We start from the raw sequence: 13722 nt of genomic DNA on the forward strand, positions 1-13722 counted from the left end.
GCGCATTGAGACCGCGTGTGTCGCGTTGATCCCGCCGTCGCCGCAGTCTGGAGCGCCTAGGCACCAGTTGTCATGCCCGCGACGCGCGTGCCGGGTCGCGGGTTTTTCTCTTTATCGGACGGCCTTCCATGCTCTATCTGATCGAAGACGCTACCGCCGAGCCGGCGCAATTCGGCGCCTTGGCCGCGCTGTTCGCCCGGACTTTGAATGCCGAACTTCGCTGCGCAGGCGTGCATTTCGACGAGCAGCGGTTTCCCGATGCGCGTCGGCACGTCACAGCGGATGGACGCCTAATCGCCAGCGGTCTGATTTGGCGCACGCGCACGGGCCTGCCTGATACGGCCGAGCCATGCCACGAAATTTTTGCGCTGGCGCGCACGCGAAATATCGTGCTTCTCGTGCGATCGTTCAAAGCGTTTCCCACGCATTGCACGGAAGATGTGGAGATGTTGCGCGTCGTTCACGAAGCCGATAGCGCACAACTCGTCGAAGATGGTTCGGGCGTGGTTTTGCAAGCGCATCGGGATCGCTATGGCAGATGGCGATCCACGCAAGATGCGGCACCGCGCGCGAGCGGAGCGTCCATGACGATTGCGCTGATAGGTCGTGAGTGCGACCAACATCAGCAATATCCCGCGACGCTCGCCGCCCTCGGTGACGCCGCCGATGCGCTCGGCTTTGAACTCGACGTGCGCTTCATCGCGGCGCAGGACATCGACCGCGACAACGCGGAAACTTTGCTCGCCGATGCACACGGCATTCTTTTGCCGGGCGGCGCGGCCATGGCGCGCGTGGCGGGACAGATCGAGGCCGCGCGTTTCTGCTGGCTGGCGTCGATTCCGGTCGTGGGTTTGTCTCTCGGCATGCAGTCAATGGCGACGGCCATCGCGCGGCTCGCGTTGCAGAGCGATGAGATCGGCATGAAGGAAGCGCAGCCCGACGCGCGCGTCGCCAGCTTCGAGCCGATTCATGTTGGCGAGGATGGCGTGTTGTTGCATCGCTTAGGCTTGCGGCCAATAAGCCTAGTGCCGGGATCGCGCATACGGGGCATGCTCGGCGCGCAGGCGCGCATTCTCTGCAACCACCGCTACAGGCTCAATCCAGCGCTCGAAGCTCCGCTCGCGACGCTCGGCGTGACCGTCAGCGCGCGCGATGAAAGCGGGTCAATCGCCGATGCCATCGAGGCCGATAAGCATCCGTTTTTTACGGGAATGCAGGGCCATCCCGAACTGTCGTCGCGTGACGGAGCGCCGCATCCGCTGCTGATCGCCTTTCTGGAAGCGGCGGCGCGTCGCACATAAGCGTACTGCGTCGGCATCTAATGACGGTCTCCGACGCGTGAGCAATGATCGCGCATGCGGCGTGCCATGCGATCGCAATTCGAGTGCACGGACCGCCGGCGACCTCGGCACGAACTTCCGGACCCGACCCACAAGAGACGCTCGTCCCACTTTGAAACGGTCATGTAGTGCCTGCAAGTCACATCAGTAGAAAGAAGCGAACCCACCGTCTATGCCATCATCCGGTACATTGACCCGACTATCGGAGATCATGATGAGCAGCAAGTGGTTTTCGAAATTCGCGAGCTACCTTTCCACGATGACCGGTAGGCCCGCCACCTTTGTGATGGCCGTTGCCCTTGTGCTCGTGTGGGCGATCACCGGCCCGTTCTTTCACTACAGCGACACATGGCAACTCGTGATCAACACGTCGACCACGATCGTCACGTTCCTGATGGTCTTCCTGATCCAGAACACGCAGAACCGTGACACGGCCGCGATGCAGATCAAGCTCGACGAGCTGATCCGCGCAATGGAAGGTGCACATAACGCGCTGCTCGATCTCGAAGAACTCGAGGAAAAAGATCTGAGTCGTTTCCGAAAGCACTATGAAAAATTGGCGGAAGAAGCGCGGACCGCACTGCGCGCGGGCGACAGCGACACCGGTTCGCCGTTCGTCGACAACCACGATGGTAATGATGACGAGCGGCGAGGCGATGAGAATCGCGATGCCAAACCGGGGGCCGCGCCGCTACGCGGCTAGCAAACGCGCTGTCCGACTGCGGTGCGCATTCGCTTGCGCGCGTCAACACCTTGGCTGGCGCTTTTCTAGACGGCGAGCGAATGACCGAAAGTGGCCGACTGCCGAAGATCGCACTTTCGAGCGCCGCGCTCGGTCCTCTGGCGCGAAGGGAACCCGTTCTTCAACATGGCTAACGGCATGAGCGTCGCCGACAATGCTGAACTTCATGAAAGCCGCCTTGCGACCACGCCTGCGGTACACCGCCGCGCACTGCCTTTGCGCATTGAACGAACGTACAAATCCCCGCTAGCCGGGTTCCGGGTTGATACTATCTTTGCGCCCGCTAACACGTCGATGTTCACGCTCTTTGAAATCCAGCGGTGAGCTTCACCAGTGGCCGGACGACGATCGCATGCCTGATTCCGTCTGGAGGGTATATGCAGCTCAACTCAAGTTTTGCTTTGTCGGGGCGTCCCGCTCGACACTCCCGCCTTTCTCATCATCTCAGGTTCCGCGCGCGCCATTTGCGGCTTCGTCCACTGACGATGGCGCTGCTTCTCGCCACGGCTTCATCGGGGCTATCCAGCATCGAGGCGCACGCCGTTCCACCCTTGCCGAAAGGCGGACAGTTCATCGCGGGCGGCGGCTCGATCAGCGGCGGCGAACAGGCGCTGACGATCAACCAGTCCACGTCGCGCGGCGTGATTGACTGGTGCAGTTTCTCGATCGGCAATGGCCGCACCGTCACGTTCAACAACGGCAGCGGCGCGACGCTCAACCGCGTCACGGGCGGCGATCCGTCGGTGATTCTCGGCTCGCTCAACGCGAGCGGCAGCGTCTATCTCATCAACCCGCAGGGCGTGCTCGTCGGACCGACCGGCGTGATCGCGACCGGCGGGCGCTTCGTCGCCTCTGCGCTCGATGCCGATAACAACGCGTTGATGCAAGGCGGCGCGCTCACACTGTCGGGCGGCGGGAAGGGCGTCGTCGTGAATCTGGGCCGCATCGGGTCGAGTGGCGGCGATGTCTTTCTTGTCTCGCGCACGCTGGCGGCGAATCTCGGCAGCATCGATGCCGCGCAGGGCACGGCCGAACTCGCGGCGGGCAGTCAGGTGCTGTTGCAGGATGCATCGGGCAGTCAACAGGTGTTCGTGCAGAGGGGGAGCGGCGGCACGGCGCTGAACGCGGGCGCGATCCGCGCCGCGCAGATCGACCTGCAGGCCGCCGATGGCAACGTCTATGCGCTCGCCGGTCACAGCGCCGCGATCCGCGCGACCGGCACGGCCACGCGCGATGGTCACGTATGGCTCGTCGCGGATTCGGGCGGCGTGCACGCGAACGGCGACGTGTCCGCGAGCAACGCAAACGGCAGCGGCGGCACGGTGGAGACGCGCGGCACCACGCTGGACGTCGGCGGCGCGACGGTGTTGGCCGGAACGTGGAGACTCGGCGCGCCCACCTTCACCCTTGACGGAAGCAATGCGGGCGCGGTCTCGCGCAGCCTGAATGCTGGCACGTCCGTGGATGTCGAGGCGTCGGTGGGCGATCTGGCCGTCAACGGCAACGTGCAATGGAACGGCGCGGCGGCGCTGACGCTCGGCGCGGCTCACAACGTGACGATCGCTGAGAACACGGCGATCGCCAACGCCGGAAGCGGCAACCTCACGCTGCGCGCGGACAGCGGCGGCGTCGACAACGGCGGAAGCATCAAGAATGGCGGGACGATCGACTGGTCGAAGAGCACCGGCATCGTCAGCGCGCTCTACGATATGACCGGGAATGACTCGCCGGGCACCGTGCTCGCCAACACTAGCTGGACCGCGGCGCCGTATAGCGGACTCGTCACGCAGCTTACCGCGTACAGGCTCGTCAACAACGTCAACGACTTGCAGAACGTCGCGCTGGATGTCGCGGGGAACTATGCGCTCGGCAAGGACATCGACGCGGGCGGCACGATGGTCTTCAATCCGATCGGGTCACTGCCCGGCCCGATCGCCGCACTGTCCGACGCGCCGTTCACGGGCCAGTTCGACGGCATGGGCCATACGATCGACAACCTGAGGATAAACGGCTTGGCCTACGGACCGATCAACATCGGCCGGGGCGGACCCACCGCGGCGCTGGGTCTCTTTGGGGTGGTCGGGAAGAATGGCGTGGTGCGCAACGTGAACCTCACCAACGCAGCCATCGGCGTCGGATCGAATGTCGGGTCGTTCGGGTTGCTCGTGGGCGTCAACTACGGGCTCGTCACCTACTCGTCCAGTTCCGGCAATGTCACCGACTACATCATCTACGGCGGTGGTCCCGACGGCGGTCTCGTCGGCAGCAACTACGGCACCGTCGAGCGATCGTCCAGCAGTGCAGCGGTGCGCACGCAAGGGGATGCGGGCGGCCTCGTGGGCGACAACTACTGGACCACTCGCAGTCGTTCGTCGCCGGTTCGGTCGGTCGCGGCTCGCACGGCGGCACCGGCGGCATCGTCGGGATCAATGCGGGACTGCTCACGCAGTCGTATTCGACAGGTTATGCGCAGGACGCGGGGCTCGTCTACGACAACACGGCGACCGGTATCATCGACCAGTCGTTCGCGGCCAACCTGGTCAGAGGCCCCGGCGAGCCAGGCTCATTTCACGGCGGCACCGCGTTTTATAACTACGGCGCGATCCATAACAACGTCTACTGGGACAGGACGGTGACGACGCAAACGAGCGCCTTCACCATTGGCAACGGTACTGCGCCGCCCGACACCAATGGCCTCACCACGACGCAGATGAGCAACGCGTCGAACTTCCTCGACTGGAGCATCCCGGCGGGAGGCGTCTGGGCGATGCCCGCTGGCGCGACGCATCCGCTTTTGCAGTGGCAGCAGGGACATTAGCGCATGAATCCTGCGGGAAAAGCGCACGCGCCGGCTTTCCCGCATGGTCGCGAGCCGTCCGCTTGACGCGGAGTCGGATTGCGTTCGTTGCGCATGCATTGAACATGCATCAAGTCCGAGAGTATGTACCGTGGACCGCGCGTGGCCGACCGGCTTCCCATGTCAGACGATTTTGCGGATGCGGGGTTCGAGGACACGAGCTTTGTCAGTGGACAACACTTCTTCGGCGGTCAAGCGCCGCGTGCGCAGAGGCAGAGGCATCGGACGCGTGACGCTGCCCTCCAAAGGCGGGAGTGACTAGCGATTCTCGGGTCGTGGGTGTCCTAGCAGGCACGCCTTGCTGCGCACGAACTAGTGGCTGCACCTAAAACGCATTGCCCGAATGCCGCCCCCCATGTTGGGCCAAGAAGCCGCTCAAGACACCGTGAGGACTGTTGGATCACAAGTGGTCAACAAGTAAGCGCTTTCGCACTGCGAATTGAATGACCGATTGCCGGGTGAAACCGACGCTTGGATGACTCGACGAAGTCTCGTGCGAATGGCGCTTCTTGGCCGGTCAGCGTCATAGGACGACTTTCGCCAGATCGACTGCGCCACGCGATGTGCCATGAAGCGACTTTCGTTCGGACATACGCCTTGCGCGGCGGACTAAATACGTTCGCTCGGTGTCGACTACCAGCGCTACGCGCCGTTCCTGCTGGTAGTCGACCCAAGCCGCAGTGCGAATTTTGACATAGTGAACATAAGCGCATTTTCGTTGGTGATGCGAAATATAAACGACTGCATTGATTGCCTTAGCTAACCGAGCTCGCGACGACACGCTAAGGGAAGCGGTTATCTACAAAAAGGCGGTCGCTGTCGGCGCACAAGTGCGACGCGCCGAGAAAGGCACGCCAATCCAACGCCTGCTCGTAAGTAGGTTCAGTCGCGCCATCAGGAGCTCAGCCGCGAATTTCGACGAAATCTGCGAAATCTTGCTTCGACTGTCCTGCCCCCGGACGTTGTTGAGAGCGACAATTGATCAAGCCGTTAAAAAAGCCGCCGGAAGAAAATTGTCGGGAAGGTTCCAAATCGGCGAGCTCGAGAGCCATCGCCGAACGTGAGGCATTCAATCTTCACTCCGTTGACGAACTCAGCCGACGTGTCGTGGCTGACGCCCACGTAGTGGCTGAACGAGAGACCGCCCTCGCGTAAAAGGCCGACCGCGCTGTCTGCGTTCTGCGCCCGATTATTTCGTTCCCATCTGTTCAGTAGTGTGGCCGCGACTCCCGCGTCGTTCATGTGTTGCTCCCAAATTTCCACGCAGCAAGAGCAAATTGTGCAATGCAACAAGACCTTGCACGGAGATCATAATCATCTGATGAAAGCGTGCAGATGCGCTGGGCGTTCGCCCGCCAAAAATGCCATTTCGAACGCGCCAATCTCGACGCCCTTTTGTTGGCTCCGCATTGATGGCGAAGCCTTCTTATAAAGTCGGAGAATAAAGACGATTAGTTGCACTACGCTGAGAAGCTAACGTCCGCTGCGCGCGCGCGATCGCGCATAGTCCTTCATCAGTGGACGTCTGGCAACCTGTGCCTTACCGAACAAGCCCCGCGTCCGCAAAGAATGGCCCGCTGTCTCCCCAAAGCGACGCTGCCGTCCATACCGGATCGGGCAGGGCGGGATGTCTCATTAATTGCCAGTACTGTGCGTGGCCGAAGGTCTCAACGCTCGCTCCCTCAGTAGAGATACGACCGCAAGGAAATACAAGACTCCCACTGTCGCAGACGAAGCGCTCGCCAGCAACAATCCGAGCAGCACTACTTGCTTCGTCATGTCGATGTATCGCTCCTAACAAGAAAGTAGCCGATCGCGGACCTCTTCGATGCCGACATGCGAGAAGCGATCGTTAATTGTCACTCTCTTTTGAGCGCGTCGTCGTTGCCGGGTGACTCGGTGCTGTTGCCCGACTTAAGGTGGGCCTTCTGTTCCGGTCGGCCTTGTGCAGGCTGTTCGGCCTCGCCGGAAGTTGGTTGACGCACTCCTTGGACGGGATCGCCGCCTGTGGCGGCGCCCGGTCCTGGCTGGTTACCCAGCGAGCCACCGCCACTTGCTCCGCTGCCTGCATCGCCGAGCGGCTTATCGGTGCTGCCCGGTCCTTCCAAGCGATCGCTGCTCATGACCAGTCTCCTTCCTATTTGAACTCGCTCATCAGCAATCCACATGCCACGGGCGGCCGTTAGCTTGCCATGTCAACTGTGTCGCGATAGCCGACCTTCGACTTGGAGTCGCGCTCCCGGCACGGGATAGTTCACTACACCATGGTGGGATCACCGCCGCAATTGAGTTTTGGGGTTTCTCGTCCAGGCGGCCGGTCGCCTTGTTAAATTCGTGTCGATGCCGCGCGCCTCGAGTCGCGCGTTTTCTTCCTCGTAAGAGTTCTAATTGTCAACTCACTTGCGTTGCCCTTCGGTCGGTTGCAGTCGGCGCGCGTCGTGCGCGCTCGCATATTCGTTCACGTCGCCCGTGAGCCATGCGACGAACGTGCGGCCGCTCGGTTCGCCCTCGTACGCGCGATCCTGCGCGCGCGGCGGTGTCTCGAAGATGACCTTTCCCTCCGGCGCGTCGGAAAGCGTGACGGGTACATCCGCGAGATTGAGCGCGATCGAGAGCGTCTCGCCGTCGCCAAGCTTCCAGCGGGCGACGAGCGCCTTCTCGCCGGTCAGGTTCGCCCCGAGCGATTTGGCTCCCTTCAGACGCGGCATGATGAGCTTCGCTCGCACCGTCAGCGCCGAACGATAAAAGTGCCGCCATTCAAGACGATCGAGTTCGTCTTCCTTGTTCGCCACGTTTGGCGATGACGACTCGAATGTAAGCTTGTCGTTCGGATCGGGAATCTGCGCGCGGCGCTTTTCATCGCTGAATGCGGAGAAGTTCGAGAATTCCTTGCGGCGGCCGTTGCGAACGGCATCGGCGAGTTCGTCGTGATAGTCAGTGAAAAAAAGGAACGGCTGTTTCGAGCCATACTGCTCTTCCATGAAGAGCATCGGGATTTGCGGCGAAATCAGCAGCAGGCCGGTAGCCGCACGGAGCGAATCGTCGTTCGTAGCGCGCGCAGGCGATCACCCATCGCGCGATTGCCGACCTGATCGTGGTTCTGCAAGAACATGACGAAGGCGGTGGGCGGCAAGTGTCCGCTCGGCTCGCCACGCGGCGCGCCATCGTGGAGGGGTGACGAATCGCCCTGATACACGAAGCCTTCGGACAACACCCGCGCGAGCTTGTCAATCGGCCTGTCCGAATACGCCTCGTAGTAGCTCTCGCTCTCGCCGGTCAGTAGCGCATGCAGCGTGTTGTGGGCGTCGTCGCTCCATTGCGCGTTGAAGTGATCCGCCAGCAGGCTCGCCGTGTTGTGCTCGTTCTCCAGCACGAGATGCACGTGACGCCCGGCTTCCACGGAACTTCTCACGCGGTCGGCCAGTTCGCGCAGCCATTCGTCGTAGTTGATCGCGTGCACCGCATCGAGGCGCAGGCCATCGAACCGATATTCATTGAGCCAATAGAGCGCGTTGTCGAAAAAGAAGTCGCGCACTTGCGGCCGCTCAAAATCGATCGCGGGACCCCATGGTGTGTTCACGCCTTCGCGAAAAAATGTCTTGGCGTAAGCATGCAGATAGTTGCCGTCCGGACCGAAGTGGTTATAGACCACATCGAGAAACACCATGAGGCCCAGGCCGTGCGCGGTGTCGATGAGCTGCTTCAGTTCTTCCGGGCGGCCATAGGCCGAATCGGGCGCATAGGGCAGCACGCCGTCGTAGCCCCAGTTGCGCGTGCCGGAGAAGTCGTTGAGCGGCATGAGTTCGATGGCCGTCACGCCGAGTTGCGCGAGTTCCGGCAGACGCGCGGTAACGCCCGCATAGCCGCCCATCGCGCCGACGTGCAACTCGTAAAGCACGGTCTCTTCCCACGGCCGGCCATGCCAGTCCGTGTGTGTCCAGCGATAAGCGTGCGGGTCGACGACTTCGCTCGGCCCATGCACGTCCTGTGGCTGAAAGCGAGATGCGGGGTCGGGAACGGCGAGCTCCTCGTCGAGACGATAGCGATACAGCGTCCCCGCCCCGACGTCAGCTTCGGCTTCGTACCAGCCGTCCCCGACGGGCTGCATGTCGGTGAGCTCGGACGTCGTGCTGCCGGCTCCCTGAACCTCGACTTGCACGCGGTCGCGCGACGGCGCCCAGAATCGGAAGCGCGTGCGCGGATGCTGTTGCCCCGCGCCGGTGAGATGCGCGCCGAAGGAAAAACAATGCGCGCTTGGGTGTCGCTCAGAATGGATTTGATGTTGGGACATATTAGCGATCCGTCACTGCTGCAGTGCCATCGCGATTCAAACTCAAATGCGCAGATCTCGGCATGAGGCAATCCGTACGGGTCCGTCCTGTCGGCCGACATTCGCCGTAGAGCGTCGTGCAAGCCCGAAGCAGTCTTCGTTCCAGCCAACAGCGGTCCGTAACGAGAACACTCCGTCCTTGTGTGGTGGCGGCCGTTTAGAACGTCACTGGTCGGGGCCGCAAGTGTCCAGCAGTCGTATCGGAGCAAGCACGGTGGGATCGCTCTTCACGCTCGAATGTCGCCCGCGCCGACCTTGACGCGGACGGACAAACACCGCAACGATACTCACCGCTGCCGCGCGGGGTCGTTGAAAAGCTCTCTCAGTTTCGGAGGGTCGGGACGGCAGCGAAGGGCTCGAGCGTGAGCCGCGCAACGGGCGCGTGCGTACGTGCGCGTCGTGTCATGGAGGGTTGATTGCATCGGTAAAGGCGGCGAGCGCGCGTGCCATTCCTCGCACCGGGATCAAGAGCCAGTCCGGCCGATTCGCCGCCTCATAGCAGACCTCGTAAGCCGCCTTTTCGAGCAGAAAGAGGTTCAGGAGATCGGGTTCGTCACCCGTCAAGGAAGCGGTCACCTCCGTTCCGCTTGAGTCCTGATACGCGCGAAGGAAACCCTTCCCCGCAGCGCTGATCGACGTATGGAGAATCGCTGCGCCATCAGTTCCATTCACCTCTTTGACCGCGAATGCCCCTGCGTAATCGATCGACCTAAGCAGGCCGGCGACGTCCTTCAGTGCGCTCGACTTCGCACGGCGCGATTCGATCGGCCGCGCTGGCTCGCCTTCGAAGTCGATGATGCAGGCATCCGTGCCCGACCACAGAACCTGTCCGAGATGGAAGTCGCCGTGGATGCGGGTTTTCAATGCGTCCGATTCAGGGAGTTCCGCGCGGCGGACGGCGTCGACGATTTCCGACCGCGCATCGACGATGCGGGAGACGAGCGGATCGTCGCAAGACGCGAGAACATCGACGGCGCGCTCAAACTGTTCGATGGCCGCGTCGCGCCATGCGTCAAAGTCGCCCGGTTGCGCGACTTCCGGGTCGAAGGCGGAGTCGTCATGCGCTTTCGATAGCGCGGCATGCAGCTCACCCAGACGTCGGCCGACGAGCTCGACCATGCCCTGAAGTTTGCCGGTCGAATCGTCTGTTTCTGACTGCGCCGCAAGCGCGCCGCGCAGACATTCGGTCGCGAAAGTCCATGCATCGCCCTGGTTGGGGACGAAGCCTTCCAGGACCAGCACCGAGCGCGACTCGCCGTCGCGGTCCGTATGTATGACTTCCGCCAGTAACGGGCTCGCATTTTCATAACCGGCTCGCGTCAGGAAGCGGCACATTTCGGCTTCCGGATTCACGCCCGGCTGAAGCCGCCGTATCAGCTTCATGACGATGCGCCCGTCCACGATGACCGACGTGTTGCTCTGCTCGGTGGAAAGCCAGCGAATCTCCTGGGCGCCGCCGATCTGATCCCGTCCGGCGGGCTCCGGCCTGAAATCGAGCATGCCGTTTTCCTCCGAACCGATCACCGCTCCGTCCTGCGTCCGGCCAAGCAGGGAACGGATGAACGCGGGCATGAAGAACGCGTCGGTCAGAACGCCGCGGCGCCCGTCGCCAAGCACCGCGACGATGCCCATGTCACGCGTCGGATCGCGTTCGGCGTATGCGTCGCCGTCCCATGAAAGCGCCAGCGGCAAGGCGTAGCGTTCAAGGCTGCCGTCGAGCGCGACTTCGATCTGGGCGAGCACACCGAGCTCGTCGATGGCGACCGGTTCGACAAGCTTGAGCGATCGGATTGTTCGGTTCTTCGCCGCGAACCAGCGACGTCGCGCGAGATAGTCGGGCAGGATCCGTTGCTCGAGAAGCACCCGGTTTTCCGGCGACAGAACATCGGTGAGTCGATCGGCAACGATCGTCGGCCACGCCTCATCGATCAGGCCCGCGTCACGACGAGCCTGCGCCCAATGTCGATCCGGATCGCCATCGGGCCGACCGGCCGCTTCCCACACGTAGTAGGCCCGCAAGCGTAATTCGTCGTCGTTCATGTCTGTTCGCTCCGCTCGATCAGTAGCCGTTAGGGCGTTCGACCGTTCGCTCGCGATGGCGCACGATCCGGTCCCGCAGAGAACCGGTCGATCAATGGCACGAACGCACGAACGGATGGAATGGGTTCTCTGTTCATGGAAAAGTCGCCTAACGCGCGTGGATGTGGGTGCGCACGGTTCGGGCAGTGGTACAAAGGTTGACGATCGGAATAAATTCAGGGATAATCAAAAGGTTTCTGCCCCCAAATCGAAATCCACGCTGCCACACTCTGCCGCGTTTGCTCCGTGATCTCGAATTGCGCAGGGCGCTGCGTTTTTTGCTGCTTGAATGTCGCTCGTGAGACACGTGGCCACCCCGCGCAGATATCTTGCACCTGCAGTCGCGTCAAATCGTACGCTCGAAGCTCGCTGTCAATCGCCAAGTTAAACAGCGCCAACTCACGAGCGTTGGATGACACCTGGAGTCTCGTCCGAATCGCCCAGATCTCACGGAGCTTCAACGGCGGCTTCTGACCAGTTAGCTTTCACGTGCTCTACGGCACCCGGCGTGCGCCGGAAGAATCGCGTTTCCATGACGATCTTCTCTTCGATGAAGGGAGATTATTTGCACGCAGAGGAAGCGGTGGCGGTTCGACCCGAAACCGTCTCCCGATCACCGTTTAATCGGCAGGGGATCGCCCAGCGCGACCGAGATTATCGAGCGGGATCAGCCAATCGAACGGCTCTGGCTGCGCCGACACAAATTCTTACGAAGAAGGCAGCACAAGGTTGCGCAAAGTTTTAGTGTTCGTCTAAAAATTACCAGGTCGGCCAGACCGGCAAGATCGTCGCGTCACAGTTGAATCCGCCAAAAAGCGCGAGAGGGTCGTGCGCCTCGAGTGAGTCGGTAACGAGCATATGGGTTACCGCACACGACACTTGTGTCGGCCCTCACGGCGTCCACATGCAAGGAACTCGCTAACGATCGAACCGTCTTCGGCGCATTCAAAGAAACGGGTTAACCACGGTCAAACGGTCGAAAATGACTTGACCGTGGTGCATGTCCTCACTGTAGAGAACATCACAGTCGTTGAGCAGCGCGAACGCGATAATACAAGAGTCATAAAATCTGAATCCATAGTGCGCTGCGACGCGGCGGGCTTCTTTGTGAACCTCGAGAGTCAGCGGCACGACTTCGCAAAGCACCTCGACATCTTCCAGAATGCTTTCTATTTCCGGCCACGAGAGCCCCATTTTCCGGCTCACAACAAGCGTGACCTCATTCATCACCTGAGTGCTGATGACGGGGTTCGACCTCTCGCAAGCCATCAACGCCTCAGCCTTGTCAGCCTTCGCAGCATCGTTGGAAAACAAATAGACGACGACATTGCTATCGACGGCAAATCGGTTCGGTGCCGCGACTGTCATTTAGAGCTATCCCGTTCACTGATCGATTCCCGATCGAACTTGAAGTCCGCAGGTAGACGTCCCCGATAATGCCGCAGGCGCTGGATGCGTTCTGCGACGGTCGGCTTTCTCGTCACCGAGAACGCGCCGGAACTGTGGGCGTAAATCTCGATATCATCGCCCTCCTTCAAGTCGAGGGCGTCGACGACGCTCGCCGGCAGCCGCACGGCAAGACTGTTACCCCATTTTGCGACCTGCATGATCAACCCCTTTGATATACGTTTCGTCCATTGTATATCCAAACGCTGGTATTCTCAAGTTTGACGATTTGTGTCGATCACTGGGCGATTAATAGGTATGAAAACGCCACGCCCAATACAATGGCGCTCGCGCCGACTCGAAGAATGAATGGGTGTCGATTATTGCTATATTCTTCGGGATGAGAATGATCTGTTTCTTATGTAAAACTTTTAGAGGCCCCGCTTCTGTGCTCGTCGGTCAGCCGCTGCAGCCAAGTCGTCGCTTCTCCTGTCTTCACTGCGCTGCCGCTCGTCGCCGCCGCACCTCTGGCTCCCACCGGATGCCTCGCATTCCAGCCGAGTCGGCACCCCCTCGGCGTGATTAGGCGGCCGCTTCGCAGTCGGCTTGAGCTCCTGCGCCGGATGCTAATGCCGCTGTAGCTAAACTTGATCATCTCGTCAGCCTTGTTCGAAAATGTTGTCTTGCGATTCACCACGCTCCTGCGCGATAAGCGCCTCGTCTGGCTCGACGTTCTCGGAAGGCGCGGATGGCACGATCTACGTCACCGACTCGCGGATTCCCGAGAGGAGCTGCTTCAACCCGAAAGCCCCACCGCGTTACCGACGCGGCTCTATGCGATCAGGGGACTTTAAAGGTCGTCGTCTTCGTCGGCTAGCTGATGAAGACAATCTGGTAGGCGAATGAACTGGTCCAAGTGAATCGAGCGATTCGCCCGATTCGTTCATGAAGGCGCGCGTGCGTTGTCGTGCCGCGATCGTAGCGCGGC

The 13722-nt window shown here is 61.1% G+C and carries 11 protein-coding genes and 2 pseudogenes; 5 read left to right on the plus strand and 8 right to left on the minus strand.

Annotated elements, in window-relative coordinates; translation table 11 throughout:
- Nucleotides 1-56 precede the first annotated feature (56 nt).
- A complete protein-coding gene (locus AWB76_RS40820) occupies nucleotides 57-272 on the minus strand; it encodes a hypothetical protein (protein WP_157696098.1) in 216 nt (71 codons plus the stop codon).
- Between the two features lie 312 nt (nucleotides 273-584).
- Between AWB76_RS40820 and AWB76_RS40825 the strand changes: the two genes are divergently transcribed.
- From AWB76_RS40825 to AWB76_RS42860, 5 genes are all read left to right on the plus strand, one after another.
- Complete coding sequence (locus tag AWB76_RS40825) at nucleotides 585-1301, plus strand: glutamine amidotransferase-related protein (RefSeq protein WP_157696099.1); 717 nt, start codon at nucleotides 585-587, stop codon at nucleotides 1299-1301.
- Nucleotides 1302-1551: 250 nt separating this feature from the next.
- Complete coding sequence (locus AWB76_RS11080; protein ID WP_035508998.1) at nucleotides 1552-2043, plus strand: low affinity iron permease family protein; 492 nt, start codon at nucleotides 1552-1554, stop codon at nucleotides 2041-2043.
- 177 nt (nucleotides 2044-2220) lie between these two features.
- Complete coding sequence (locus tag AWB76_RS11085) at nucleotides 2221-2406, plus strand: hypothetical protein (protein WP_157696100.1); 186 nt, start codon at nucleotides 2221-2223, stop codon at nucleotides 2404-2406.
- 161 nt (nucleotides 2407-2567) lie between these two features.
- On the plus strand, nucleotides 2568-4718 hold the full coding sequence (locus AWB76_RS11090) for a two-partner secretion domain-containing protein (RefSeq protein ID WP_341845289.1): 2151 nt from the start codon (nucleotides 2568-2570) through the stop codon (nucleotides 4716-4718).
- On the plus strand, nucleotides 4715-4900 hold the full coding sequence (locus AWB76_RS42860; protein WP_341845290.1) for a hypothetical protein: 186 nt from the start codon (nucleotides 4715-4717) through the stop codon (nucleotides 4898-4900). Before AWB76_RS11090 ends, AWB76_RS42860 begins: the two co-directional genes overlap by 4 nt.
- A 1029-nt stretch (nucleotides 4901-5929) precedes the next feature.
- Here AWB76_RS42860 and AWB76_RS11095 read toward each other — a convergent pair.
- The 7 genes and pseudogenes from AWB76_RS11095 to AWB76_RS11120 all read right to left on the minus strand — a co-directional run bounded on the left by AWB76_RS11095 (nucleotide 5930) and on the right by AWB76_RS11120 (nucleotide 12955).
- Nucleotides 5930-6181 (minus strand): hypothetical protein, encoded by a 252-nt coding sequence (locus AWB76_RS11095; RefSeq protein WP_061160221.1) that lies wholly within the window; start codon nucleotides 6179-6181, stop codon nucleotides 5930-5932.
- Between the two features lie 617 nt (nucleotides 6182-6798).
- A complete protein-coding gene (locus AWB76_RS40385; protein ID WP_096031286.1) occupies nucleotides 6799-7062 on the minus strand; it encodes a hypothetical protein in 264 nt (87 codons plus the stop codon).
- A 273-nt stretch (nucleotides 7063-7335) separates the two neighbouring features.
- A pseudogene (gene treZ, locus AWB76_RS11100) lies at nucleotides 7336-9230 on the minus strand (malto-oligosyltrehalose trehalohydrolase).
- Nucleotides 9231-9671: 441 nt separating this feature from the next.
- A complete protein-coding gene (locus AWB76_RS11105; RefSeq protein ID WP_061160222.1) occupies nucleotides 9672-11309 on the minus strand; it encodes a putative maltokinase in 1638 nt (545 codons plus the stop codon).
- 221 nt (nucleotides 11310-11530) lie between these two features.
- Nucleotides 11531-11833 (minus strand): annotated as a pseudogene (locus AWB76_RS42090) (site-specific integrase); the annotation flags it as partial.
- Between the two features lie 460 nt (nucleotides 11834-12293).
- Complete coding sequence (locus tag AWB76_RS11115; protein ID WP_061160223.1) at nucleotides 12294-12716, minus strand: PIN domain-containing protein; 423 nt, start codon at nucleotides 12714-12716, stop codon at nucleotides 12294-12296.
- A complete protein-coding gene (locus AWB76_RS11120) occupies nucleotides 12713-12955 on the minus strand; it encodes an AbrB/MazE/SpoVT family DNA-binding domain-containing protein (RefSeq protein WP_061160224.1) in 243 nt (80 codons plus the stop codon). The genes AWB76_RS11115 and AWB76_RS11120 overlap by 4 nt, the downstream gene beginning before the upstream one ends.
- Nucleotides 12956-13722 lie beyond the last annotated feature (767 nt).

The organism is Caballeronia temeraria, assembly GCF_001544795.2.
GTDB classification, from domain to species: domain Bacteria; phylum Pseudomonadota; class Gammaproteobacteria; order Burkholderiales; family Burkholderiaceae; genus Caballeronia; species Caballeronia temeraria.